The sequence below is a fragment of the Phreatobacter sp. genome, assembly GCF_016793595.1.
In the GTDB taxonomy this organism is placed as follows: domain Bacteria; phylum Pseudomonadota; class Alphaproteobacteria; order Rhizobiales; family Phreatobacteraceae; genus Phreatobacter.
The window spans coordinates 38801-63330 of the sequence record NZ_JAEULY010000020.1; the positions used below are offsets into that span (position 1 = coordinate 38801).

Annotated in this window: 20 protein-coding genes and 2 pseudogenes; 13 read left to right on the forward strand and 9 right to left on the reverse strand. The window is 65.4% G+C overall.

Annotation, left to right across the window (positions count from 1 at the left end; all coding sequences use genetic code 11):
- Window positions 1-499: 499 nt before the first annotated feature.
- Window positions 500-1204, reverse strand: a complete 705-nt coding sequence (locus tag JNK84_RS19680) for a Crp/Fnr family transcriptional regulator (protein ID WP_293427099.1) — start codon at window positions 1202-1204, stop codon at window positions 500-502.
- Between the two features lie 465 nt (window positions 1205-1669).
- Between JNK84_RS19680 and JNK84_RS23515 the strand changes: the two are divergent.
- The 5 genes and pseudogenes from JNK84_RS23515 to JNK84_RS19700 all read left to right on the forward strand — a co-directional run.
- Window positions 1670-1939: pseudogene (locus tag JNK84_RS23515) on the forward strand (PAS domain-containing protein); the annotation flags it as partial.
- A 9-nt stretch (window positions 1940-1948) separates the two neighbouring features.
- Window positions 1949-3733 carry a putative bifunctional diguanylate cyclase/phosphodiesterase gene (locus tag JNK84_RS19690; RefSeq protein WP_293427105.1) on the forward strand — a complete coding sequence of 595 codons (1785 nt, stop codon included), beginning with the start codon at window positions 1949-1951 and terminating at the stop codon, window positions 3731-3733.
- A gap of 30 nt (window positions 3734-3763) precedes the next feature.
- Complete coding sequence (locus tag JNK84_RS19695) at window positions 3764-4120, forward strand: hypothetical protein (protein WP_293427108.1); 357 nt, start codon at window positions 3764-3766, stop codon at window positions 4118-4120.
- Window positions 4121-4158: 38 nt separating this feature from the next.
- The gene (locus tag JNK84_RS23520) at window positions 4159-4554 is read left to right on the forward strand and encodes a helix-turn-helix domain-containing protein (protein ID WP_367272366.1); all 396 of its coding nucleotides are present in this window, start codon (window positions 4159-4161) and stop codon (window positions 4552-4554) included.
- A gap of 70 nt (window positions 4555-4624) precedes the next feature.
- A complete protein-coding gene (locus tag JNK84_RS19700) occupies window positions 4625-5968 on the forward strand; it encodes a globin-coupled sensor protein (protein ID WP_293427111.1) in 1344 nt (447 codons plus the stop codon).
- A 177-nt stretch (window positions 5969-6145) separates the two neighbouring features.
- Here the strand turns inward: JNK84_RS19700 and JNK84_RS19705 are convergent, their stop codons facing one another.
- Entirely contained in the window at window positions 6146-8233 is a 2088-nt protein-coding gene (locus JNK84_RS19705; RefSeq protein ID WP_293427113.1) for a methyl-accepting chemotaxis protein, read from the reverse strand.
- A 421-nt stretch (window positions 8234-8654) separates the two neighbouring features.
- On the opposite strand from JNK84_RS19705, the pseudogene JNK84_RS19710 reads away from it, so the two are divergent.
- A pseudogene (locus tag JNK84_RS19710) lies at window positions 8655-8841 on the forward strand (DDE-type integrase/transposase/recombinase); the annotation flags it as partial.
- A gap of 55 nt (window positions 8842-8896) precedes the next feature.
- On the opposite strand, the gene JNK84_RS19715 reads toward JNK84_RS19710, so the two are convergent.
- Both JNK84_RS19715 and JNK84_RS19720 read right to left on the reverse strand, forming a co-directional pair.
- The gene (locus JNK84_RS19715; RefSeq protein ID WP_367272367.1) at window positions 8897-9895 is read right to left on the reverse strand and encodes an SIS domain-containing protein; all 999 of its coding nucleotides are present in this window, start codon (window positions 9893-9895) and stop codon (window positions 8897-8899) included.
- 8 nt (window positions 9896-9903) lie between these two features.
- Complete coding sequence (locus tag JNK84_RS19720) at window positions 9904-11085, reverse strand: ROK family transcriptional regulator (protein WP_293427119.1); 1182 nt, start codon at window positions 11083-11085, stop codon at window positions 9904-9906.
- Between the two features lie 367 nt (window positions 11086-11452).
- Between JNK84_RS19720 and JNK84_RS19725 the strand changes: the two genes are divergently transcribed.
- Genes JNK84_RS19725 through JNK84_RS19755 form a run of 7 tightly spaced genes read left to right on the forward strand, consistent with a single transcriptional unit; the run spans window position 11453 to window position 18500 of the window.
- Window positions 11453-12220, forward strand: a complete 768-nt coding sequence (locus JNK84_RS19725) for an ABC transporter ATP-binding protein (RefSeq protein ID WP_293427122.1) — start codon at window positions 11453-11455, stop codon at window positions 12218-12220.
- Window positions 12221-12222: 2 nt separating this feature from the next.
- The gene (locus tag JNK84_RS19730; protein ID WP_293427125.1) at window positions 12223-13026 is read left to right on the forward strand and encodes an ABC transporter permease; all 804 of its coding nucleotides are present in this window, start codon (window positions 12223-12225) and stop codon (window positions 13024-13026) included.
- Complete coding sequence (locus JNK84_RS19735) at window positions 13023-13781, forward strand: ABC transporter permease (RefSeq protein WP_293427128.1); 759 nt, start codon at window positions 13023-13025, stop codon at window positions 13779-13781. The genes JNK84_RS19730 and JNK84_RS19735 overlap by 4 nt, the downstream gene beginning before the upstream one ends.
- Before the next feature lie 18 nt (window positions 13782-13799).
- Window positions 13800-14840, forward strand: a complete 1041-nt coding sequence (locus tag JNK84_RS19740) for an ABC transporter substrate-binding protein (protein WP_293427131.1) — start codon at window positions 13800-13802, stop codon at window positions 14838-14840.
- A 5-nt stretch (window positions 14841-14845) separates the two neighbouring features.
- Window positions 14846-15868, forward strand: coding sequence for a Gfo/Idh/MocA family protein (locus JNK84_RS19745; RefSeq protein WP_293427134.1), 1023 nt, complete (start codon window positions 14846-14848; stop codon window positions 15866-15868).
- Window positions 15865-16950: a Gfo/Idh/MocA family protein gene (locus JNK84_RS19750; RefSeq protein WP_293427137.1), complete on the forward strand. Its 1086-nt coding sequence runs from the start codon at window positions 15865-15867 to the stop codon at window positions 16948-16950. The genes JNK84_RS19745 and JNK84_RS19750 overlap by 4 nt, the downstream gene beginning before the upstream one ends.
- Window positions 16947-18500, forward strand: a complete 1554-nt coding sequence (locus JNK84_RS19755; protein WP_293427140.1) for a hypothetical protein — start codon at window positions 16947-16949, stop codon at window positions 18498-18500. Before JNK84_RS19750 ends, JNK84_RS19755 begins: the two co-directional genes overlap by 4 nt.
- Before the next feature lie 188 nt (window positions 18501-18688).
- On the opposite strand, the gene JNK84_RS19760 is transcribed toward JNK84_RS19755, so the two are convergent.
- The 5 genes from JNK84_RS19760 to pdxR all read right to left on the reverse strand — a co-directional run bounded on the left by JNK84_RS19760 (window position 18689) and on the right by pdxR (window position 24513).
- Window positions 18689-20383 (reverse strand): long-chain-fatty-acid--CoA ligase, encoded by a 1695-nt coding sequence (locus JNK84_RS19760; protein ID WP_293427143.1) that lies wholly within the window; start codon window positions 20381-20383, stop codon window positions 18689-18691.
- Window positions 20384-20449: 66 nt separating this feature from the next.
- On the reverse strand, window positions 20450-21226 hold the full coding sequence (locus JNK84_RS19765; protein WP_293427146.1) for an enoyl-CoA hydratase-related protein: 777 nt from the start codon (window positions 21224-21226) through the stop codon (window positions 20450-20452).
- Window positions 21223-21603, reverse strand: a complete 381-nt coding sequence (locus JNK84_RS19770; protein WP_293427149.1) for a nuclear transport factor 2 family protein — start codon at window positions 21601-21603, stop codon at window positions 21223-21225. Before JNK84_RS19770 ends, JNK84_RS19765 begins: the two co-directional genes overlap by 4 nt.
- The gene (locus tag JNK84_RS19775; protein WP_293427152.1) at window positions 21603-22928 is read right to left on the reverse strand and encodes a class-III pyridoxal-phosphate-dependent aminotransferase; all 1326 of its coding nucleotides are present in this window, start codon (window positions 22926-22928) and stop codon (window positions 21603-21605) included. The genes JNK84_RS19770 and JNK84_RS19775 overlap by 1 nt, the downstream gene beginning before the upstream one ends.
- Before the next feature lie 94 nt (window positions 22929-23022).
- Entirely contained in the window at window positions 23023-24513 is a 1491-nt protein-coding gene (pdxR, locus tag JNK84_RS19780) for a MocR-like pyridoxine biosynthesis transcription factor PdxR (protein WP_293427155.1), read from the reverse strand.
- Window positions 24514-24530 lie beyond the last annotated feature (17 nt).

Genomic DNA, 24530 nt, shown 5'->3' on the forward strand with positions numbered 1-24530 from the left:
ATCCCGCCAACGCCATCCCTGGGTCCCGCAGAAGCACGACGCGTCGCGCGACATGCCATAGCTCCAACGGAAGCGGGTTTGCGGACTAGGTGCTTAGTCCCGAGGTCAGGTGAACTGGGACGGACTTGAAGCGGCCCGGCTGTTCTGCCGAGGCATTGCAGATGGCTTCGTAGGCGTGAGGCCTTGCAGGGCCTCCAAGCGCGGTCATCAGCACGCTGACGGCAACACCCTCGGCCCGTTCCAGCATCGCGATCACCTGCGCGAGCTTGGTGCCCTCCAGGAAGCGGCTGATCGCCGAGTTCTGCCCGCCCGCCCGCCGATCACGGAACGCGAGACATCAGCAAACCGGATTAAGAAACAGCGATGACCAAATCCATTCGATGGCCACCCATGCATTGACACGTATAATTAATTGAAAGGCAATTTGCAATTTGCAATTTGCAATTTGCAATTTGAAAATAAGCAATACAAATTACAAATAGACCACAAATAGGCAAGTCTATCTCAAGCTAAATACTTCTGAAATTCGCGAATAGCAGCCGCAGCCTCGCGATAAAAGACCCTGGCGGTCGAGGATCTGGATAACGCCATTGCCGGTCTGAATCGCATTGCTTTCACTGAATCCTTTCAAGATTATATTCACTGTTGCCCGACGCAGAGACATCACCTCGGCTATCGTTGCTTGCGTCACCGGGATTGCGCGACGATTGCATCGGTCGTCAGTCGTTAGCAGCCAACGTGCAAGCCGTTGCTCCGCACTGTGGATGTTGACGCAAGCGCTTGACTCCATCAGCTGGAAGATCAGCGCACGTGCATACCGTTTCACCGCCGCCATGACGGCTGGTTCCCGCGCCGTGACCTCGTTCAGGGCATCAATCTCCAGCCACGAGGCATAGCCAGCCACGGCTACGACACTGGTGCTGAGCGCGGCTTCACCACCGAAGAGCAAGGCGGCACCGACAAATCCTTCGTTCCCGATCGACGCCTTCTCGGCTGAAACGCCGCTCGGTTCGGTCTTCCGAAGCGAAACTACACCCGAATGCGGAAATATGGCGTGGGTGAATGGCTCGCCCTCTGAATAGAGCCTTTGGCCAGCGGAAAGAGGCCTGATGCTCAACGCATGACGTAGCGTGTCCAGCACATCTTCGCCGAACGCCAAGAGGACGCGGTTGCGTATGCTGAAGTCGTCTTGGTCTTTAGACATGTCGTCGGCAAATCCTAACCGGGGGCGTTAGGGAAGGTAACGGAATGTTAACGAAATTCGATTACGTTACCGTACATCACAATGACGGCAAGGAACATTTGATGGCGCATTACGTAACGCTTGAGCCATTCGACGCGCATTGAGCTTCCGAAACCGTAGCCGACTGGCACCGTGAAACGCAACCGCACTAAAGTTCGACGCTCTTCACGTGCGCACATCGTCATGCGCCTACCTGTCGCCTGGCGGGATCTCTCCAGCAGGCTCCGAGCCCGGAGGAATGATGCACAATCGCCTCGTCGCCCCTACTCAACCGCCCAGTGTCACCGACGCTGTCGAGCCGGCGGCATCGCTCCCTGAACCCCCGCGATCATCCCCCGAAGAGCAACCACAGATCAGCTACATGTTCGAAAATCGCTTCAGCGAGAAGAGCTCATCGCTCTCCGACGGGCGCTCAATCAGACGGCGATCGTTGCCGCTACAGATCGGGCCGGGCGGATCATTCATGCCAATGCTCGCTTCTGCGAGATCAGCGGATATGCCGAGGATGAACTGATCGGACAAGACCACCGAGTTCTGAACTCCGGACATCATCCCGGGGAGTTTTTCCAGGGCTTGTGGCGGACGATTGCACGCGGCGATACTTGGCATGGAGAGGTACGCAACCGAGCAAAATCTGGGGCGCTTTATTGGGTCGATACCACAATTGTCCCCCTCCTCTCGCCAAGCGGACTTCTTCAGGGCTATGTGTCGATCAGGTTCGACATCACGGCCCGCAAGCAGGCAGAACTTGAGCTTGCGACTGAGAATGTGTTTCGACGGCAGGCGGAAAATCTCCTCCGCCAGATCGTCGATACGATACCGGCTGGGATTTCGGCGTTCGACACGAACGACAGACTTTTGATCTACAATGACGCCTTCAAAGCTTTCTACCCGAAGGTGGCCGACCTAATTCAGGAAGGCGTCAGTTTTGGGGAGATTTTGAGGACTGCAGCGGAGCGCGGTCAGTTCGCGGAGGTTGGCGGGCGAGGTCGGGACATCGAGGCGTGGCTAGCGCGCCGGATGCGAGAGCATGCCAAGCCGACACAGACCCTTGTGCAGAAGCTCGACGACGGCCGCTGGGTTCAGATCCTCGAGCGGCGCACCGCGGACGGACTGCATGTCACAACTCGCGCCGACATCACCGAACTCAAAGTTGCCGAGCAAACGATACGGAAGCAGGCTGAACAGGATTCCCTGACCGGGCTTGCAAACCGTACAGCGGTCTACAATCGAGTTGTGCGGCTCCTCGCGGACAAGGCGCCGCAGGGTCTGCTCGTGGTGACAGACCTCGATAATTTCAAGGCGATCAACGACACGCTCGGCCACGACGCAGGTGATGAACTGCTCGTCGTCGTGGGACGCCGCCTCGCCGGTGCAGTACGCAAATCCGACATGGTCGCCCGGCTCGGTGGTGATGAATTTGCTATCGTCATAGACGGCATCACATCCAGGCAGGTTGCCGAACGGCGTTTGGCCCGGCTCGCCAATTGCGTACAGCAGCCCGTCGCGCTCACCGGCCGGACGGTTCAGCCGCGGATCAGCATGGGTGTGGTCCTGATGACCACCCAGAGCAAGAGCCGCAGGGATCTCTTCCGAGAGGCCGATCTGGCACTTTATCAGGCCAAGGCCGCGGGGCGTGGGAGGTACACCTTCTTCGACGAGACGATGTTGAAAGCGGCGGAGCGACGTCAATCGGATATCGAAGAACTCAGGATGGGCCTCGACCGTGACGAGCTCCGCGTGGAGTTCCAGCCCCAGGTCAATCTCCAGACCGGGGAGGCCGTGGGGCTGGAGGCCTTGGCGCGTTGGCAGCGTTGCTCCGAAACGGTATCGCCCGCCTCCTTCATTCCACTTGCCGAGGAATCCGGGCTGATCATCCCGCTCGGGACCCGCGTCATCGAAATATCCCTCGCCTTCCAAGCCTCCATGCGGGCAAAGGGGCTCCGCCCCGGCCGACTGGCGATCAACGTCTCAGCCGCCCAGCTGAAGCTAGACGATTTCGTCGAGACCCTCGCCAACCAGCTAAGCCGGTTCAGGCTGAGACCCGCGGATATCGAGATCGAAATCACCGAGACGGTGCTGCTCGACCGCTCGATCCATCAGATTGTGCGCACAATCGAGAAGCTTGACGCCCTGGGGGTCACGATCGCTCTCGACGACTTCGGAACGGGCTACGCGTCGCTTTCGCACCTGAAACAGTTCAAGGTCGATCGCCTGAAAATTGACCGTTCCTTCGTCGCCGACATCAGGCCAGAGGACGGCCGCGGCGTGATCGCGCGGACAATTGTGTCACTCGCCCACAGCCTGGGGATGGATGTGGTCGGTGAGGGCATCGAGACGCAGTTTCAGTCGGAAGCTTTGCGGGCGATCGGCTGCGACATCGGCCAGGGGTACCTGCTCTCCCCACCGCTCGTTCCCGACGAGACCGAACGATATCTCCAGCAACGCGCGACCGTTCCGGTCGTGCCGTCCATGCGCATCGTCGCCTGAACTCGGCAGCATGATCTCTGGGAATGACAGATGCGCAAACCTCGTCGCGGCATCCACCGACCCACCAGCTACGTGACCATAGGTACCCCTGACAACGTCGTTGATTTCCCCGGCCTGCAAAATCTGGAACAGGACGCAGGCCCGCATCGCGATGTCATTGCAACGGTCACCCACATCATCCGTCAGATGAGTGGCCTCGTGAATGCAATCAACGAGGGGCCGGCAACCGACGACGAAAAGGCCAAGTACGCAATCTGGCTTTGCTCGGCATCGGCTTTGTGCCTCCGCGTCCAGCTGGAATATTTCGATCACTTGATCGACGGCAGCGCGCGAACTTCCGATGGTCCGTCATTCGAAGCTCCGCTGTCCCCGGGGCCTCCTGCGTGAGCCCCCCACAGCAACACTGGAGAGAATTTCGCACGCAGGTGTCACTGCCGGCGGTCCTTGTTTCACGGGATAATGAAAGTGCGCCGCCTTTCCATGACCTAGATGGCAGCAGACTTGTCGCCGCTGTCGACTTGATCCAAGCGGATTACTTTCGCGCCTTGTCAGTTCCGGAGATCGCGCAACGAGCCGGCATGTCTCGGTCTCACTTCACCCGGTACTTTGCCGACGCCTTTCGGGACCACCCGGTACCAGTGCCTGTTGCGCGCCCGGGTCTGCCACGCGGCCCGCCTGATCTCCGCACCAGAGCATCCCCCGAGGACCATTGCGAGACTTGTGAGCTTGGCAGCGCCGAACGGATGCGCGTCATTTCAAACTCGCTTTCGCGACTACCCCCCGTGTTTCCGCGACACCTACCTATCCGCATAAACATCTGAAATGCGTTGAGTTTTTCTCATGCTCGCATTCCCCTGAGCTGTCCTCTTCCCCGATCAAGCGAGGCCCCGAATGAGCATCCCAACCCACCAGCGTCTGGCCTTTCACGGCATCGATGCGAATGTCTCTAAAGTCCTGCGTTCTCACAAGTCTCTGGTCCTGGAGATGATGCCCTCTATCCTCGACATGTTCTATGATCACATCGAGAGGTTCCCCGAGACCAAGGCGTTCTTCCGAACCCGCGACCACATGATGCACGCCAAGAAGATGCAGTTGCGGCATTGGAGCCTCATCCTCGACGGCAGATTCGACGAACACTACGTCGCGTCGGTAACGAAGGTCGGTGAAGTCCATAACAAGCTGGGGCTCGAGCCGATCTGGTACATCGGCGGCTACAATGCCTTGGTCACCGGGCTCCTTGACTCCATCGCGGCCAAGTTCAACAGCACTTGGCTGAACCGGGGCGCTTCTGTCACCCGAGCCGACGTCCAGAGGGCGGTGGTGAAGGCGGCCATGCTCGACATGGATTTCGCGATCGCGGTCTATGCTGAAGCGGGGCGACGCGATCGGCGCGAGACTCTCGACCGGCTCGCCAGCGAATTCGAAAGGACCGTGGGAACGATCGTTTCCGGGGTAGCAGCGCAATCGGCCGAACTGAAGACCGCAGCTGAAGCACTGAGCGCCACCGCGCAGCAGACCGCCGACCAGTCGCGAATGGTGTCCAGCTCGTCGGAGGAAGCCTCCGCCAATGTTCAGACGGTTGCTGCCGCCACTGAGGAGTTGTCCGCGTCGGTTTCCGAGATCGGATCGCAGGTGAACGACTCAGCCCGCATCGCGCGAGAGGCTGTCAGTGACGCCGAGAGAACGGTCTCGTCAATGCGTGCGCTTGCGTCCGCGGCCCAAAGTATCGGAGACATCGTGGATCTCATCAACAACATTGCCGGCCAGACCAACCTCCTGGCGCTGAACGCCACAATCGAGGCAGCACGCGCAGGCGAGGCCGGTCGAGGGTTCGCAGTGGTCGCCCAGGAGGTGAAATCGCTCGCCGAGCAGACGGCGAAGGCGACAACCGAAATTGGTGCGCAAATCGGCGAGATCCAGCGCTCGACCGCCGACTCGGTCAACGCCATCGATGGCGTCGCCAACATCATCCGGTCGATGGATGGGATCGCATCGTCCATTGCCGCCGCCGTTGAGGAACAGAGCGCTGCGACCAACGAGATCTCCCGCAATATCCAAGAAGCCGCTCACAGCACGAGCGCCGTCATGAACAATATCAGCGGCGTGACCGATGCAGCGGCTCATACCGGTGGGTCTGCCACGAGGGTTCTGACTTCGGCAACCGATCTCGAGCACCGGTCGCAGCGTCTGCGTGAAACCATGGCGACATTCCTGGCAACCGTCCGGGCGGCCTGACCGTCCCGGACCTTGCGGCACCCCTAATCGTTCCGCGCAGGGGCTCCGCAAACCATGCAGCCGAGCGCCCGACGGACAACTTGATGCGGACGGCGAGGTGACCGGTCCGGGCAAGTCGTGAGCTCGAAAGGGGCCGGCACCTGACAGCGCCGGCCCCTCCTTTGTGTGTGTGGCGTGTCATGCTGCCTGCACGCCGTGAAGGAAGGTCTGCACTTCCTGGCTGAGATGGCTGGAGATCTGCGCTACCTCCTGAGCTGCCGACAGCACCTGCGAGGACGCAGCGCCCGTCGACGTCGCTCCATCGCGAACCGTAACAACGCTGACCGTGACCTGTTCTGTGCCCCGTGCCGCTTCCTGCACGTTCCGGGCGATCTCGCCGGTGGCAGCCCCCTGTTCTTCCATGGCGGCTGCCACGCTTACCGAGACGCCCAACATCTCTTCGATCACCTTCGCGATCGTCGCAATGGCAGACACGACTGCCTCGGTGGATTGCTGGATTTCGCCGATCTGGGCAGCGATCTCGCCCGTCGCCTTGGTTGTCTGGCTCGCCAGTTCCTTGACCTCAGCGGCGACCACGGCAAACCCCCTCCCGGCTTCCCCGGCGCGCGCCGCCTCGATTGTGGCATTGAGTGCGAGCAGATTGGTCTGCCCCGCAATGTCGTCGATGAGGGAAATGACGCTGCCGATCTTCGCAGCGCCCGCGACAAGCCCCTGAACGATCGCTTGGGCCTCGGTCGCCTGCTCAACTGCGCGGGCTGCCGTACCGGACGACTGTGCCGCATGACCCGAGATTTCGCGGATCGATGTCGCCAGCTCTTCCGATGCGGCCGCGACCGTCTGGACACTCGCGGACGTTTCCTCCGCCGCACCGGCAAGAGATGCAGCCGCCTGGGTGTTGTACTCGGCCGTCGACGTGAGAGAGCGGGCGCTCGCCTCCATCTCTGTGGCCGCGGAGGCTAGTTTCGAGGTCAGCGCGCCGACCGCCGCCTCGAAGGCCTTGGTCAGGCGGTCAAGGGTTGCAGCACGCTGCATCTTGGCGTCGTTCTCCGCCTCCCGTTCGGCTGCAAAGCGACGATTATCGATCAGATTGTTCCGAAAGACTTCGATCGAGCGAGCCAGCGCCCCGACCTCATCCTTCCGCCTGACCTCCGGCACCACCAGATCGGTATCGCCGTCGGCGAGCCTTTGCGTGGTTCCCGCCAGTTGATTCAGCGGGCGCGCCACCCGCGCGGCGGCAACCCAGAACGCGAAACCGGCAACCAGGAGACCGAGAACCAGGAGCCCGACATTTGCGGCGAGCGCTTTCGTCGCCTGTGATGCTGTTTCCCCCGCCAATGTCGCAGTCGCCTGGCCGATCGCCTCGTTCAGGCTAAGAATATCCTCGATGGCGCGCGTCGCCGCGGACACCCACTGGTTCGCATCGACGGGGTAAGCGGCGTCCGTGATTCCGGCCCTGTAGACGCGCTCGCGCAGAACCTGAAAGTCTCCAAAATACCCGGCTTTGATACGGGTAACCGCCGCCTTGAGGCCCGCCGAAGTATCTTCACGGCCGATCTGAAGATCAATCAGGCCCCAGGCGAGTTCCACACTGCCCCGAAGTCGCGACAACTCATCCAGGAGCTCCGGCGAAACGGCGCGCCCGCCGGAAATCACCGCGGCGATCGCCGCCCGCTCCCGACCTGCAAACTCGCTGGTGACCCATGCCAGATGCTTGAGCTTCTGGAGCTCGGCAATACGCGCCTCGGCGTTCTCGATCCGCAGCTCTGCCGCTAGGCGGAGCTGCTGCGACGCTTCGACAAGCGTTGTCAGCCCGGCGATAGTGCGGGGCGCGATCTGAGGTGCCCGTTGATCAACCGGCTTGACGATCTCGCCATCGACCTGGCTCCGGGTCGCTTCCACCTGCCGCATCGCGGTGTCTATCCGTCCCAGCTCGGGAAGGCCCGAATGTGTCGCGCGCAGGCGCTCCAGGGCTCCCCGGAGCGCTCTGTCACCCTGCTGTCGAAACTGTCCAAGGAGAGCCGTATCGCTCGCCGACGCGGGAGACGAAGAGTTCAGCAAGGTCGCCGTCCGGCCCCGCTCAGCCGCCCAGCTGCCCGCTGCTGCCAGGAGGAGATCGCCGGTGGCATTCCCCTCTTGAATCGCCTGCACGGTAGTTTTCTGCCGAAAGGCGGCAACGCTGTGCTGAATGGTCAGCCCGATGAGAAGCACCGCAAGGGCGGCAACGGCGGCGAACAGAACAGTTCGCAGGGACAAGTGCGACAGCATGGGACGTTCTCCGTGGGGAAGCGTACGGGAGGCGGCTTGTGACGAATTCGGTCATGCCCAAACAGCGAAGTCTGCGAACTTCGTGACCGCCTTCGATGCGCTATTGCCACCGTGAGGGCGGCTTTGGCCTCACGGTGGAAGTCCGCTATCGGACTTATTATGTCTTATATCGTACATTTTTAATGGTTAACCGTGGGTTACTCCGCCCGCTGGCTGCACAATTCTTGAGCGCCTCCTGTCGCTAGGAGCGCTGTGCGGTGCGGTGCGGTGCGAGATGTGGGTGAATGCGCCGTGAATCGCCCCTAGATTCCTAGGCGCCTTCTTCCCGAATTCTTGAGGCAAGGATGGCTCCGATGGGCAAGGCGAACTTCACCGAGGACTTGGAACGCGACGCGGTTCTTCAGATCGCGCGCCGTCGGCCCGACCGAACGATGTCTGGGCGATGGACTTCATCCATGCCCAGCTCGCCGCCGGCAAAAAGATCAGGGCGTTGACCGTCATCGACACCCTTTCGCGCTTCTTGCTCGATCGACCCGAAGTTCAGCTACCGGTCGGAGGGCATCGTTGCGGCGCTCGAACGGGTTTGCGCGACGTTCGGCTACCCTCGGCAACGTGTCTGGTCGCCACGAAGACGCCAAGCGCCCTGAATTCCGATGTCGAAGGCTAAAAGGTCCGGGTTACCTTGTTCAGAAATGGCGGGCGATCAGGATCGAGCCCCATGCTGCGCGCTTCTCGCTCGATCGACCGGTAGGCAGGGACGAGCATGCAGATCGGGTCGCATGTCGGATGATCATCGCCGATCCAGGGCAATTCCGAAGCGGGTCCGCCGGCCAGCAGCACTCTTGCGCCGTTGGCGGCGAGGTCCGCGCGCAGGCGGTCGATCGTCGGCGCTGTCGCGTCTGCCTGTCGCAATGCGAGCACAGGCGTGTCGCTGGTCACCGACGCCCGAGGGCCGTGGCGCAACTCGGCGGCGCTGTAGGCAAGAGCCGGCGCACCGATGGTCTCGGCGACCTTCAACGCGATCTCGCGTGCAGGACCCAGGCCGAAGCCGCGGGCGGTGACGAATGTGGCGCGCGAGCGCCCCAGCGTCTCGCCCCACGCGCTCCAGTCGAGCGATAGCGCCGCGGCGAGCCGATCAGGCATGCGCATCGTCGCAGCGAGCAGGTCACGGTCGCCGGCGGCCTGTCCGATCAGGCAGGCGCAGGCAAGCATGGAGTTCACGACGGACTTGGTTGCCGCAACCGACTTTTCCTCGCCGGCCGACACGGGAATGACGATATCCGCAGCTTTCGCGACGGGAGATTCGACATCGTTCACGATGCCGATCGTGATCGCGCCGTCAGCCGCGGCGGCACGAAGCGCGGCGACGAGGTCAGGGCTCTGGCCGGATTGGGAAATGACGACGAACAGGCCGTTCGCCATGTTCGGTTGCCGGTCGTAGGACGTGACCACGGAAGGCGCCGCGAACGAGGCGACGATGCGCAGTCTCGTCTCGATCAGGTAGCGAAGATAAGTGCCGACATGGCCGGAACTGCCGCGGCCGCAGATCACCGCAAATCGTGGCGCTCTTTCCACCAGGGCGGCGGCGGCACGAGCGATCGGTCGCGCATCAAGGAGTAGGCGTGCGGCAACCGAGGGAATCTCGGCTGCCTCCTGCGCCATGGCGGAACTCATCCTGCTCTCCTCGGCTCTCCTGGCCCATTGAGCTGGAAGCTCCGTGGCGCAAATCGCGCGTCCGGCGCCGGAGCGAAGGGATCAAAGAGGCTGCGCTGGAGCGAGCTGACGGCAAGCTCCACGGCCCCGACCAGAACCGCACGGCTCCCGAGCAAGCTCTTCTCGATAGCCGGGCGGCTGCCGAGAAATCTGGCCGCAAGCGTCCGGACGCGCTCAAGCAGCTCTGCCCGCGCGCCGATGCTGCCGCCGAGGACAATGATCTCGGGGTCCAACACGGCCCGGACGGCCATGATGGCATGGACGAAGATGCGGGCAGTTTCGTCGATGGTCATCGCGGCAGCCGGGTCTCCGGCGTCGAGCCGGTCGAAGACGCCGCGCACATCGTCCGCCTCGCCTCCCAAGCTCCTGAACCTGTCCACGATCGCGGCGCTTCCGATTGCGGTCTCGAGCGTGCCGAGTCGAAATCCGCGGCTGTCGAACGGGTCGCCGCCGATCGGCAGGTAGGCGATCTCGCCCGCGCCGCCACGCGATCCCTGGATCAGCTGGCCGTTGGCCACGATCCCCATCCCGATCCCGGTTCCGAGCGCGATAAAGGCCATGTCCATCACATGGCGACGCTCACCCTGCTGACGCTCGCCGACCGCCGCCACATTCACGTCGTTCTCGATGACGACCGGGAAGCCGAGGGCCCGGCCGAGCTCTCCAGCCACATCGATGACGTCGAGCCCGGGAATGTTCGGGGCCAGATGGATCTGGCCTGTCGCCGGCTGGACGACGCCGGGGCTGCCGACAGCCCCGCAGCGGATGAGCGAAGGATCGACCCCGCCCTTGGCCGCGACATCCAGCATCACGTCCTTGATCTGCCGCACGACATGCAGGCCGCCCCTGCGATCCGTCGCGAGCGTCGCCTCCCCGACGATCGTGCCGAGCAGGCTCGCCACGGCCACATTGACCTTGGTGCCGCCGAGATCCACCCCGACAACGTAGGCGCTCCTCTCGTCAAGCTCGTAGGTCGTTGCGCGTCGCCCGACCGCGCCCTGCGTCTGGCCGCAGAGCCGAATCCAGCCCGCGCCTTCCAGAACCTTGGCGATCTCCGATGTGGTCTGCTTCGAGAGGCCGGTCAGCCGGGACAGTTCCGCACGCGACACCGCCCCCTTCTCCAGCATGGCGGCGAACACGGCGCGGAGCGATGCGAGACGTGCGACCGAGGCTGCCCCGACGGCTTCCATCTCGAGAGATCCTTTAGTCAGCATTGCGAACTATCTATCGCAGCAATGGTCATGCTGTGTCAATCTTTCATACGAAAACGCCTCAGTACCGAAAGCGCAAGGAGGACTTTTCGCTCAATTAGTCCGTGTTATTGACAAACTCGCCACGGGCCGCTTTGATGAGGGCTAGGACGAAGGGGCGCCGTGAGGGAGCAGGCATGTGGCACAAGCGTGTGTGTCCTCATTCACGACCCGGCCCAGCCATCTCGCCACCAGTCCGGCGGGGACAGCCATTCGGGGAACTGCAGCGGATCATCCGCAGGCCGGGATTTTCGACGTGACCGCGACCATGGGACGCGCCGCGATCGAGCTGAGCGGAGTCGGCAAGCTCTTCGCCGCCGATCGGGCTGGCTCGCCGCCTGTGCTTGGCTCGGTCGACCTGACCATCGGCGACAATGAGTTCGTCGTGCTGCTCGGGCGGAGCGGCTGCGGCAAGACCACGCTGCTCAACATCGTGGCCGGGCTCGAACAGGCAACGAGCGGCGTCGCGCGCGTCGCCGGCCGCCCTGTTACCGGGCCGGGCGGCGGCAAGGGCATGGTGTTTCAGCAGAACGCCCTTTTCCCCTGGCTGACGGCTGCCCGCAACGTGATGTTCGCGGCCGAGAACCGAGGCGTCGGCAGGGCGGACGCCCAGGCGCTTGCCGACGATCTCCTCAGGCTCGTCGGACTGGAAGGCGTCGGGGACAAATATCCCGCGGAACTGTCCGGCGGCATGCAGCAGCGCGTTGCCATCGCCCGGGCGCTCGCGCTCGACCCGGACATTCTCCTGATGGACGAGCCGTTCGGCGCGCTCGACGAGCTGACCCGCAACGAGATGCAGGACGAGTTGCTGCGCGTCTGGCAGGCGCGCCGCAAGACCGTGCTCTTCGTCACCCACTCGATCTGGGAGGCCCTGATGCTCGCCGACCGGATCGTCGTCCTCGCTCCGCGTCCAGGCCGCATCGTCCTGGAGCGCCGGATCGATGAGCCACGGCCGCGCTCCCGCTCGTCCCTGTCTCTCGTGGAGACCCACGAGGCCATCTGGCAGGCCCTGCAGGAACGCTGACGATGGCCGCGCCCCGCCCCCGCTCGCTCGCGCCGGTGCTCGTCCCACTCGCCGTCTTCGCGCTGTTCTTCGCGACCTGGGAATATGCGGTGCACGCCGGCTGGCTGCGGCGGCTTCTGTTTCCGCCACCGAGCCGGCTCGTATCGAGCACCGTCGAGCTCGTCACCAGCGGCGTACCTGTGGGCAAGCTGCTCGCCGATCACCTCGGCGCGACGCTGGCGCGGATCGGCGGCGGCTTTCTGGTCGCGGTCGCGCTCGCGATCCCGATCGGCCTGCTCATCGGCTCGCGTCCTGTTCTCGACCGCATGACGCAGCCGATCATCGGCTTCTGCCGCTCCGTCGCGACCCTGAGCCTGCTGCCTCTGGCGCTTGTCTGGTTCGGCATCGGCGAGGCATCGAAGATCTTCCTGATCGGCTATGGCTGCTTCTGGGTGATGCTGTCGAACGTCGTGGCCGCGGTGCGCCTCGTCGACCCCGTGCTGCTGCGCGCTGCCCGCACGATGGATACGCCGGCGCGCCGCATCTTCATGCGCGTGATACTGCCCGCCGCCCTGCCACGCATCGCGGCCGGTGCCCGCATCGCGCTCGGCGTCGGGTTCATGGTCATCGTCGGGGCCGAGATGATCGGTACGACGACCGGGCTCGGCGCGCTGATCATGGAAGCGCGAACCTTCTACCGGACCGACGTGACGATGGTCGGGATGGCGACCCTCGGTCTTCTCGGCCTTGCGATCGCGGCCGGGATGACACGCCTCGAACATGCCCTCATGCCGTGGCTGCCGCGCGAGAGGGAGGCCGGCCGATGAGACATGCAATAGACCGGTACGCCGGCACGATCGGGGTCGCATTGTTCCTTCTGATCTGGGAACTTGCGGCGCGTCTGGTGTGGCGCGACCCGGCTGTGCTGCCCTCGCCGATCCAGGCGATCGGGCAAGCCTGGACTGTGCTTACCCTGCCGGAGCTGCTCGGCCATGTCGGCGTGAGCCTGGGGCGGATTCTCGCCGGCTTCGCCATCGCCGCCACTCTCGGTGTCGGCCTCGGCCTCGCCTGCGGCTGGTTCCGCGCACTTGGCTGGATCGTCCGGCCGCTCGTCGAAGTGCTGCGCCCGATCCCGCCGCTCGCCTGGATTCCGCTCGCCATCGTCTGGTTCGGCCTCGGCGAACCGTCGAAGATATTCGTGATCGTCCTCGGCGCCTTCTTTCCCATCTTCACGAACGCCTATCGCGGCATGACCATGATCCCGCCCGTCCTGTTCAGGGCCGCGCGGACCATGGATGTAGAGGGGTGGCGGCTGCTCTGGAGGGTCGCCGTTCCGGCTGCCATGCCCGATGTGGCGGTCGGCCTGCGGGTCGGGTTCGGCCTCGCCTTCGGCATCCTGGTCGCGGCGGAGCTCATCGCGGCCGAACGCGGCATGGGCCATCTGATCATGGAGGCGCGCCAACTCGGGCACCTCGGCGTCTCCGTCTTCGGGATCGTTCTCATCGGCGTCGTAAGCCTGCTGGCGGACCGGCAGCTTGGCATCGTCATCGCGCGCACCGTCGGACGGTGGGCAAAGGTCTAGGCACGAGGAGGGATCACGATGAACAGACGGGAACTGATGGCAGGCGTCGCGGCAACCGGCGCCATGTTGGGCGCGCCCAATCTCGCACGCGCACAGGCAAAATCGGAGATCACGAAGCTCGATATCGGCTTCGGGCTCGATCCGGTCTTTGCGCCGCATATCCTGGCCATGCAGAAGGGCTGGCTGAGGGAGGCCGGCTTCACCGAGGTGAACACGAAGTCGTTTACCAGTGGCGCGCTTGCGGGCGAGGCTCTGATCGCCGGTCAGATCCAGCTCTGGACGCCGGGCAATCTGCCGCCCATCTCGATGGTTGCGAACGACATCCCCGTCGTCGTGCTCGGCACGAACTGCATCGCCACCGAGGCCGATCGCCTTGTCGCCCGCAAGGACGCGAATGTCCGCAAGCCGGAGGACCTCTACAACATCAAGATCGGCCTCCTCGCGGGCTCGACGGCGAGCGCGATGCTGCAGAACATCGCCAAGCGTTACGGACTCGACGAGAGGCGGCTGCAGGCCGTCAACCTGCCGCCGCCCGAGCAGCTTGCCGGTCTCAATTCAGGAAACGTGCAGGCGCTGCTCTGTTGGCAGCCCTGGGGCTACAACGCCGTGAAGGGCGGAGGCGAGCTGATCCACAGCGGCACGACGAGCTATTTCGAGGCCAATCGCGGTCAGAAGGCCCAGGTCTCGGCGACGCGGTCCCTGTTCGTGACCAGCCAGGACTTCGCGCGCAGGAACCCGAACACCGTGCGCGCACTGATGGCGGCGCTCGTGGGGGGCCAGAAATACGCCGCCGACCCGGCCAACCGCGCCGAGGTGCTCGGCCTCGTGGCGCGGGAGACCAGACAGGACCCCACGCTCGTCGAGGCAATCTGGGACCAGTACGCCTTCAACCCGGCCTTCGATGAAGCCTATGTCGCGGACATGCGCTCCATGGCCGGCTACCTGGTGGCTTCGGGCCGCGTGAGAACCGTCACGGACCCGATGGAATACACTTTCACGGCCCCGGTCGCGGCGGCGGATCCCGCTCTCGTCAAGATCCAGGGCAAGGCGAGGATCTGAGCGCCGTGAATGGTCTTGGAATCGCTCTCGTCGGCGCGGGATTTATCGCGGACTACCACCTTGACGGCCTTTCGGTCGTTGCCGAGGCGGAGGTCCGCGTGATCGCGAGCCGGACGGTGACCAAGGCGCAGGACGTGGCGGCCCGCCACGGCGTAGCGGACGCGACCGACGACATCGGGGCAGCGATATGCCGGCCCGATGTCGCGGCCGTGGTCATCACCACGCCCGACGACACGCACGAGGCGCTCGCCTGCGAGGCCATGCGTGCGGGGCGGGCCGTTCTTCTCCAGAAGCCGATGGCACCGACCGCGGCCGCCTGCCGGCGCATTCTTGCCGTCGCCGCCGAGACCGGCGCCGACCTCCAGGTGAGCTGGATGCATCGTCATTTCGAAGAGGTCGCGGCGGCGCAGGCGCTGCTGGCCAACGACGCCATCGGGCGCGTGACCTCCGTCAGAATCCGCAACGCCACGCCCGGCCCCGACTGGGGCGACTGGTTCTTCAGGCGCGACGTCGTCGGCGGCGGGGTCGTGCTGCAGCTTGGGATCCACGGCATCGATCTCGTCAGTTACCTCTTCGGTCCGATCGTCGCCGTATCGGCCCGCACCGCGACACTCCTGAAGGAGCGGCGCCTTCGAGACGGCCGTGTGATCTGCGTCGAGAACCCAGACACCGCCCATGCCGTCTACGAACTCGAGGCCGGCCCGCTCGTCGCCCATGAGATGTCGATGATCGAGCCCGCCGGCACGGACCGCTTTCGCATGGAGATTTATGGCACGGACGGCGTGCTCTGGCTGCGAACGGAGCACGGCCCACTCGCGCTGAGGCGCAAGGGCGCCGACAGCTGGACCGCTTGTCCGGTGCCCGTGGCTCCCCTCGGCTATCGTCATCACCGGGCCTGGGTGGATTCTCTGCTTGGCGGTACCAAGCAGGCCTCTGCCAATGACGGTCTCCGAAGCATGCTGGTTGCCGAGGCAATCGCGGCATCGGCGGAGCGCGGCGGGGCCCGGATGCAGGTCGAGCCCACGTGAGCAAGTCGATGATCGCCAAGCTCCCCGTCGCCAGGCCTCGCATCGCTGTGCTCAGCTTCGCGCACTATCACGCGAACTTCTGGACTGAAGCCTTCCTCGCCGACCCTGACGTGAGCGTCACCTGCGTCTGGGACGACGAAACCGCGCGCGGGCAGGAAGCCGCCGACCGGTTCGGAATTGCGTTCGAGCCCGATCTGTCGGCCGCGCTTGCCGGCTGCGATGCGGTCGCGATCTGCTCGGAAACCGCAAGGCACCCGGAGCTGACCCTTGCGGCTTGCGCCGCCGGTCGCGCGGTCCTCTGCGAGAAGCCGACGGCCCGCACGGTCGCGGAGGCCGACGCGATGGCGGCCGCCGTCGGGCAGGCCGGCATCCTGTTCATGCAGAGCTTCCCCAAGCGCTTCGACCCGGCCTCGCACGCGCTGAAATGCCTGATCGACGACGGCCAGCTCGGGCGCGTCCACCTCGTCCGCATCCGGCACGGCCATTTCTATGGATTGCAGCCCGAATTTCGCGAGCGCTGGTATGTCGATCCCGAGCTGGGTGGCGGCGGTGCATTGCTCGACGAAGGGATTCACGGGGCGGACCTGCTGCACTGGCTCTTCGGCCTGCCGGCATCCGTGACCGCGGAGACGACCTCACCCGTTGCCGGCCTTGCCGTCGATGAGACCGCGACGGCCCTGTTCCGCTACGCCGATGGCATGATGGCGGAACTGACCGCTTCCTTCCTCCTCCCCGCCGCCGATACCTCCGTCGAGATCTACGGAACGCGGGCGACGGCGCTCCTGTCCGCCGTGGACCTCGCGTCCCGCGACATCACGCGCGAGGGCTTCCTTCGCGTTTCGGCGGAAGTGGCTGGCAAGAAGCGATGGAAGACCCTCGACGTGACGCCCCGCTTCAAGCTCGGCCAGTTTCATCATCAGAACGCGATTGGCTTCGTGCACTGCCTGCGCACCGGTGAGCCACCGCCGGCGGGCCTGGCGGAGGGCCGCGCCGCGCTGCTCATGATCGAGACTGCCTATGCCGCCGCCCGGACAGGCACGCGACAGCCGATCGGGCCGGAGCCGGGAGACTCAAGACAATGATCCGCGCACCCCTGCCGCCCCGGCTGACCCCTCTTGCCGACGAGTTCGGGCTCGTGCCGCTTTACGGCGACATCCACAATCATTGCGACCTGAGCTACGGGCATGGCCGTTTCGCCGACGCCCTCGCCCGGGCGGCGCTCCAGCTCGATTTCGTATCGATCACCGGCCATGCGCACTGGCCCGACATGCCCGTCGACGATCCGAGCGTCGCCCACATCGTCGCCTTCCACGTCGAGGGCTTCGCCAAGCTGCGGGAGGGCTGGCCCGGCCACTTCGCGGCGCTGGCAAAGGCGAGCACCGACAGGCTGGTCGTCTTTCCGGGTTACGAGATCCACTCGGCCGCCCACGGCGACTATACGATCGTCTATCGTGATCTGGATCAGGCTCCGCTGCTCCTCGAGAACAGTCCGGCCGAACTGAAGCAGGCGCTCGATCGCGAGCTTTCCGGACGCGCCTTCGCCTTCCCGCACCACATCGGCTACCGGCTCGGCGCACGCGGCATCAACTGGGACACGTTCGATCCGGCGCTTTCCCCATTCGTCGAGATGAATTCGATGCACGGCTGCGCCGAGGCCTCGGAGACGGACCGCGGCTATCTGCATTCCATGGGGCCGGTCGACGGTCGCTCGACCATGCAGCACGGGCTTGCCGCAGGGCACGTCTTCGGCATCGTCGGCAACACCGACCATCACTCGGCCTTCCCGGGTTCCTACGGGCATGGCCGCATGGCTGCCTATGCTACCGGCCGCGACCGCTCCTCCGTCTGGGATGCGATGCTTGCGCGCAGAACGAACGCACTGACGGGAGACAACATCCACCTGCTCGCCGCCGTGGGCAATGCCGTCCAGGGCGGAATCGTGCCCCCCTCGAAGGACGGCATGCTGCGTATCGAGGCCGTGGCAGGCGGGTTCATTGATGCGATCGACGTGATCCGCAACGGCAAGCTCGCTCATCGAATCTCGCCGGAGATCACGCCCGCACTGTTGCCCGAAGCACCCGAGACGGTGCTTTATCTGGAGCTCGGCTGGGGAGCGCGCGGTCGCAGCCACCGCTGGGAAGGCCGGATCGCGGTCGAGGACGGCGAGATTCTATCTGTGGAGCCTCGCTTCAGGGGCGCCGAGATCGTCTCTCCGCTGGAGGGCGACGATCACGGCCATGCTCTGCCCTCCATTGCCCTCGACGGGGATGCGGTGAGGTTCGCCGTCACGGCCGAGGCGAACCCGAACAATGCGACCTCCGCGACCCAGGGTCTGGCGCTCCGCCTGAAGCTCGGCACGCGCGCGGTGATCCGGGCCGAACTGTCGGGTCAGCGGGTCGACATTCCCGCCGAGCGGCTCTTTGAGGGGGCCAAGAGTGGCAATCTCGGCCCGATCGACAGTCCGGCCTGGCGCTTTCACGCGCTGCCGAGGCCGCATCAGTGGCAGTGGCATGGCGAGGTGCCGCTCGGCTCGTTCGACGCCGGCGAGAGCCTGTATATTCGCTTGCGACAGGCGGGTGCGCAGATGGCCTGGACATCTCCGATTTTCTGTCGCGCGCCCGAAGCCCGTTAGGAGACCAACGGGCGTAGCGAGATGAGCGTCCTGCATCGAAGCGCCGGCCGACGCCACCAAGTTCGCACCAGCGCGTCTCAGGAGCGTCCCCGCAGGAAAACACACTTCGCGCCGTACGATGAAGGCCAAACCCCTGGACACCGCATTCGTTAGCGCATTTGTCCGCGATCCGGCGGTTGCTCGGTATGTCAGACCGATCGCGGATCACCCTGTTCGCGCGTAGCCCATTCGACCGCCTGCAGGGCCCGCCAGTCGACCTTGTTCGATGCCGAACGCGGCAGGTTGTCGACGAACGCGACGGCGCGCGGGGCCTTGTAGGCCGCCATCCGCTCCCTCGCCCAGGACATCAGGCCATCGGCGTCCAGTTCCATGCCGGGCCGCCGCACGATCAGAGCCTTGACCGTCTCGCCGCGATGATCGTCCGGCGCGGCTATCACGCAGCATTCCTGGATGGCGGGGTGCCCGTATAGCACGGCCTCGCATTCGGCCGGCCAGACCTTGAAGCCGGAAACCGAGATCATGCGCTTCAGCCGGTCGACCATGTGGAAATAGCCGTCCTCGTCCACCCGGCCGAGGTCGCCTGTGCGAAGAAACCGCCGCCCCTCCCGTTCAAGAAACACTTCGGCATTGGCCTCGGGACGGTTCCAGTAGCCGCGCATCAGCTGGGGGCCGGAGACGATGATCTCGCCGATGGCGCCGGTCTCGACCTCGTCGAGTGTCTCGGGATCGATCACCCGCGCGATCGTATCGTGCACCGGAATGCCCAGGCATTGCGGCTTGGGGCGATCGGGCGGATTGATGTGGGTCGGCGAGATGGTTTCGCTCATGCCGTAGCCTTCGATGTAGCGAAGGCCCCAGCGGCGAAGCAGTTCCTCGGCCACCGCCGCGGGCATCTTGGCGCCGCCGCCGGTCACGACATTCAACGTGTCGAAAGCGCTTGCGTCGAAGCCCGGCGCGGCAAGGGCGTCGACGACCATGGTCGGAGCCGCGCTCCACATCGTCACGCCATAGGACTTGAACAGCGACGGAATGAGATCGCGGTCCCAGCGGGTCATGATCACCATGGCCGCGCCCGAGACAAGACTGCCGTTCAGCGAGAACTGCATGCCGGCGACGTGGAACAGCGGCATGAAGGCGGTCAGGACAGTGCCGTCCCCAGCGCCATACCATCGGGCCTGGAGAATGGCCGTGTGAAGCACGCTGGCATGCGTGTGGATGCAAGCCTTTGGCTTGCCGGTCGTCCCCGACGTGTAGGGCATGACGCAAAGGTCGTCCGGCCCCGTATCGTCGGGCAGAGGAGCGCGGGTCTCTGCGCATGCGTCGCGCCAGCCGACGATGCCCGCGTGCAGGCGGTCCGGCAGGCGGCTCCCGTCGATCACCGCCGGAAGCCTGAATTGCCTGGTATCCGGAAGGGCGTCGCCATAGGCCGCCGCGATGACATGCCGGAGCGGGTCGGGCATCAGTGCCGCAAACCGGTCCAGGAGCTCCGCACCGACGATCGCGACACGGGCTCCGCTATCGGTCGCGAGATAGGATAGTTCCCCGGCCGTGCTCATCGGGTTGATCGGAACAACCGCGGCGCCCGCTCGAACCACGGCCTGGAAGGCGATGACGAACTGCGGGGAGTTCTGCATGTCGAGCAGGACCCGGTCGCCCTTCGACACGCCGCAGGCATGTTGCAGGAAGGCAGCGAGGCGCTCGACCTGCTCCAGCAGGGCGCGATAGCTTACGGAAGCACCATAGAAGCCGATGGCCATGGCATCGCCCCGGCGCGCCGCCGTGTTCCGCAGCGCCTCCGACAGGGAGCGAGGCAGCGGGCCGAGGTTGCGGGTAACCCCGGCAGGCCAGAAGCGATCATGCAGTTCCGCGACATCAGCCGTCATTGCCGAACTCTCCATGCCGTTGCGTGCCAGGAATCGCATCGGCCACAGCAACCCCGCTGCTTCATGTCAGGGAACCCACCGGGGCGGGCGCTTCTCGACGAAGGCGAGCGGCCCCTCGGCCCGGTTTGGCGAGCCGCGCATGCGGCGATAGGCCGGCAAGGTGCCGCCACGCATCATCGCATAGGCCTCGCGCTCGCCGAGATGCAGCGTCCTCGCGACGACTTCCTTCGTCGCGGCGACCGCCGTGGGCGCGGCTTCGCAGATCCGCCGCGCCAGTTCGAGCGCGACGGAAAGTGTCTCTCCAGGCTTCACGACCCGGTTGACGAAGCCGTGTTGCGCAAGCTCTTCCGCCAATGCCGGACGACCGGTGAGCAGAAGCTCCATCGCGATCATGGGCGGCAGCCGGCGCGGGGCCCGGATGACCCCGCCGCCCTCGGCGACGAGGCCGTGGCGCACTTCGGGCAGAACGAAACGAACTCCCTCTGCCGCCACCACGAGGTCGCAGGCGAGCGCCAGTTCGAACCCGCCGCCCGCCGCAGTCCCGTTGACTGCCGCGATGACCGGCTTGGCGAGGTTCCAGCGCTCGGTCAGCCCCATATAGCCGCCGGCCCCGAAGCGGCTCTCGTCGCCGTTGCCGGCAGCGACATCCTTGAGGTCCCAGCCGGCGGAAAAGAACCGATCGCCGGCACCGGCGACCACGCAGACGCGCAGATCGGCATCGGCCTCGAAGCGGTTGAAGGCGGCATCCAGCCCGTCGCTCATCAACTGGTCGATGGCATTGGCCGGCGGACGATCCATCGTCACCACGAGGATCGAGCCGTCCTCGACCGCCGTGCGGATCATGCCGCCGGCTTGCCGTTGTCGAAAGCCCACGACTTGCAGACGATCTTCCAGCCAACGGCGAACTTCACCAGCAACAGCTCGTCCACGAAGCGGTTCGGCAGCAACGCGTCGCGCACGCGGACATGCGCTGTCGTCGGGCTGGCAATCGTTGCGCTGACCACCTCGTCGTAGCGCGGATCGTTGCGCGAGGCCGGAGACGCACGGTTAGCCACCCGCTCCATGTAGGCGTCCATCCCGAGCGCCGCGGTATTTCCCGCTTCGGAGGTGAACAGCTGTGCTTCCGGATGGAATACCGCCCGGAACCCTTCGACGCTGCCGTCGTAGAGTGCGTCGAAATAGCCCTGCACCGTGGCGAGGACCGCCTTCAGATCGTCCATCAATGTGCCCCTTCCATCGTCGCATTGTGCTCCCGGTCGGCGAGGAACAGGCTGTCGTCGAGAATGGACAGCAACCGCTCTGATTCAGCCTCCGAGATGATCAGCGGCGGCGCGAGGAACAGCGAAACCTGTTCGCCGCTCGTGCCGATGACGGCCCCGGCGCCGAGAGCGTGGCCGGCGACACGCGAGGCGATCGGGGCCTCCGGCGTATCTGCAAGCCAGTTGCGCCAGTCCGGGCCATGCAGCTCGATCGTCCAGTGAAGGCCCTGGCCCGCGACACGCGAGACGCTCGGATGCCGGGCGGCGATTTCGGTGAGGCGGCGGGCGTAGAGCCCCTCCAGCGCCTTCACGCGGTCGAGGAGGCCTTCGTCCCGCACGATCCCGAGATAGGCGCTGACCGCCGCCATGGCCATCGGATGCCCGCGGAGCGTGCCGTAGTTCTGCCAGCTCTTGCCGTCGAGTTCGGCGGCGACATCCTTGGAGACCACGATCGCCGCAACGGACACCATGCCGCCGCCGAGACCCTTGCCGAGCGTCACGATATCCGGACGCGTGTCACCGCCCTGGAACGCGAACGGGCGCCCGGAGCGCCCTACGCCCGTCACCACCTCGTCGGCGATCCACAGGCAGCCCTCGCGGCGCGCGATCCCGGCAACCGCATCCTGATAGGCACCGTCGTGATAGTAGCCGCCCTGGGTGTAGTCGATGATGACGGCGGCGGAATCGCGCAGTTTCTCGGCCGCGCCCGCGAGGCGTTCGTCGAGGGGCGGCAGGCGACGGGCCGCCTCCGTCGCGGAGAGATAGGTCGCCCCTTCCGGTGCCGGCAGCACATGAACCTTCGCGCCCGGCGGGGGAATCTTGGTTCCGCCATTCGGCGCCGCGAGGCCGCCATGCCAGTGCGGCTGGACCGTGACGTCGCGGCTGAGGCCGACCAGACCGTGATAGGCGCGCTCGCGCGTTGCGATTGCCTTGCGTCCGGTCAGCGCCTGCGACAGGGACAGGGCGATATCGTTGCCCTCGCTGCCGCTGAGGCAGAAGCGCACGGCCCCGGCCCAGTGCTTCTCGCCCTTGAGCGCGACATCGAACAGCTCCTCCGCCGCCTTGTCGCGGCCGCGCCAGCTCCAGCCCTCGCTGACCATCGGCAGCCCCGCCGCCTCGCGCAGCGCTTCGGCCATGCGCGGATGCCCATGCCCGAGCGGGCCGCCGGTATTGCTCCCGTCGAGCACCTTGCGCCCGTCGCTGAGATGGAAGTGCACGCCCTCGCCGCCTACGACCTGCGGCGCTTCAGTGCCGGCATTGAGACCCGTGCGCAGCAACCGGCCCATCGACGACCTCCCTGATTGTCTATCGCGTGACCTTAGGAGCGCGATGTGGGCTTCAACAGCGCCAGTTCCGGCATGGAATGGTGAGCCAGATCCGTCAGGCCGAGCGAAGCGCCGCGGCAATGGCGGCCAGTCTCGGATGAGCCTCCTTGGCGTCCAGCCGGCCATAGCCAACCAGCAGCCCCTGCCTGTCCGGCTCGCCGAGGTAGCACTGGGATAGCGGCTGGATGAAATTGCCGGAGGCGCGGCTGAGGCGGGAGACCTCGCGGTCGGTGATCCTACCCTCGAGGACCGGCCGAAACAGAGCCGTCAGGTGAAGCCCGGCGGGCGTCGGCGGCACTTCGAGTTCGTCGGGCATCAGGGTGCGCAGGGCATCCAGCACCGCCGCCTGCCGCTCGGCATAGACCTTTCGCATGCGCCGGAGATAGCGCAGCAAATGCCCCTGGCGCAGGAACTCCGCGAGCGCCAGCTGCGTCGTGCCCGCCGTGTGGACGTCTATGCGCGCGCGCCCGCGCGCGAAGGCTTCGGTGAACAGCCTGCTCGCGACGAGATAGCCAATCCTCAGGCTCGGCAGCATCACCTTGGAAAAAGTGCCGAGATAGATGACCCGTCCGACCCGATCGAGCGACTTCAGCGATGCCGTCATGCTGTCGCGGTGGCGGAACTCGGAATTGTAGTCGTCCTCGATGATCCATGCGCCATGCTGACCGGCCCATTGCAGCAGCTCCTGCCGGCGCTCCAGGTTCATGGCGACGCCGAGCGGGAACTGATGCGACGGGGTCACGACGGCGAGCTTGGCATTGGGCGCGCGGCGAATGCCCTCGGAAACGATCAGCCCCTTCTCGTCCACAGGGACCGGGACGAGCTTCGCCCCGGCCGCCTTCAGGCTCCAGCGCGCCTCGATGAAGCCGGGCTCCTCCACCCAGACCTCGTCGCCGGGATCGAGCAGCATCCGGCAGCAGAGGTCCAGCGCCCCTGAACTGGCGCTTGTGATGGCCACTTCGTCGGGCCGGCACAGCAGGCCGCGCACGGCACCGAGATATTCCGCGGTCGCCTCGCGCAGCGGCTGCCATCCCAGCGGCGACATGTCGACGCAAGCGGAGCGCGGCGGGTTCGCCCAGGTCTGGCGCAGTAGGCGCGACCAGACATCGAACGGGAAGCCCGACACGTCGGGCGTGCCCGTGCTGAACGGCGATCCGAGGTCGAAATCGTAGCGGGTGTCCAGCACCGAGCGCCAGCGCTGCGACAGCCAGTCGTCCGACGCGGTCGACGACGGTGTCGGCGCCGGCACCACGGGCGCGGAAGCCCGGGCGACCGCCGCGACCTCGACGCCGCCGCGCGGCACGGACCGGAGATATCCTTCCGAATAGAGCAGGTCGAACGCCGTCAGCACGATCGCGCGCGAACAGCCGAGTTCGGCGGCCAGCCTGCGCGAGCCGAGCAGCCGCGTCCCCGCGCTGAGGCGGCCGTCGAGAATCTGGTTGCGCAGGTGAGCCGCGACCTGCTGGTAGAGCGGCAGGTCGGAACCGCGGTCGAGCCCGACCCCGGCCACCGACACGCGGCCCCCCGTCGCGCTGTCGCGAGCCATCACGCACCCCGAAAGTT

Coding starts and splice junctions, on each gene's coding strand:
- JNK84_RS19735 (WP_293427128.1), top strand. CDS start 13,023: ATGAGACATGCAATAGACCGGTACGCCGGCACGATCGGGGTCGCATTG.
- pdxR (WP_293427155.1), bottom strand. CDS start 24,513: ATGGCTCGCGACAGCGCGACGGGGGGCCGCGTGTCGGTGGCCGGGGTC.
- JNK84_RS19760 (WP_293427143.1), bottom strand. CDS start 20,383: ATGACGGCTGATGTCGCGGAACTGCATGATCGCTTCTGGCCTGCCGGG.
- JNK84_RS19700 (WP_293427111.1), top strand. CDS start 4,625: ATGAGCATCCCAACCCACCAGCGTCTGGCCTTTCACGGCATCGATGCG.
- JNK84_RS19770 (WP_293427149.1), bottom strand. CDS start 21,603: ATGGACGATCTGAAGGCGGTCCTCGCCACGGTGCAGGGCTATTTCGAC.
- JNK84_RS19775 (WP_293427152.1), bottom strand. CDS start 22,928: ATGGGCCGGTTGCTGCGCACGGGTCTCAATGCCGGCACTGAAGCGCCG.
- JNK84_RS19730 (WP_293427125.1), top strand. CDS start 12,223: ATGGCCGCGCCCCGCCCCCGCTCGCTCGCGCCGGTGCTCGTCCCACTC.
- JNK84_RS19695 (WP_293427108.1), top strand. CDS start 3,764: ATGCGCAAACCTCGTCGCGGCATCCACCGACCCACCAGCTACGTGACC.
- JNK84_RS19680 (WP_293427099.1), bottom strand. CDS start 1,204: ATGTCTAAAGACCAAGACGACTTCAGCATACGCAACCGCGTCCTCTTG.
- JNK84_RS19705 (WP_293427113.1), bottom strand. CDS start 8,233: ATGCTGTCGCACTTGTCCCTGCGAACTGTTCTGTTCGCCGCCGTTGCC.
- JNK84_RS19740 (WP_293427131.1), top strand. CDS start 13,800: ATGAACAGACGGGAACTGATGGCAGGCGTCGCGGCAACCGGCGCCATG.
- JNK84_RS19765 (WP_293427146.1), bottom strand. CDS start 21,226: ATGATCCGCACGGCGGTCGAGGACGGCTCGATCCTCGTGGTGACGATG.
- JNK84_RS19755 (WP_293427140.1), top strand. CDS start 16,947: ATGATCCGCGCACCCCTGCCGCCCCGGCTGACCCCTCTTGCCGACGAG.
- JNK84_RS19715 (WP_367272367.1), bottom strand. CDS start 9,895: ATGGCGCAGGAGGCAGCCGAGATTCCCTCGGTTGCCGCACGCCTACTC.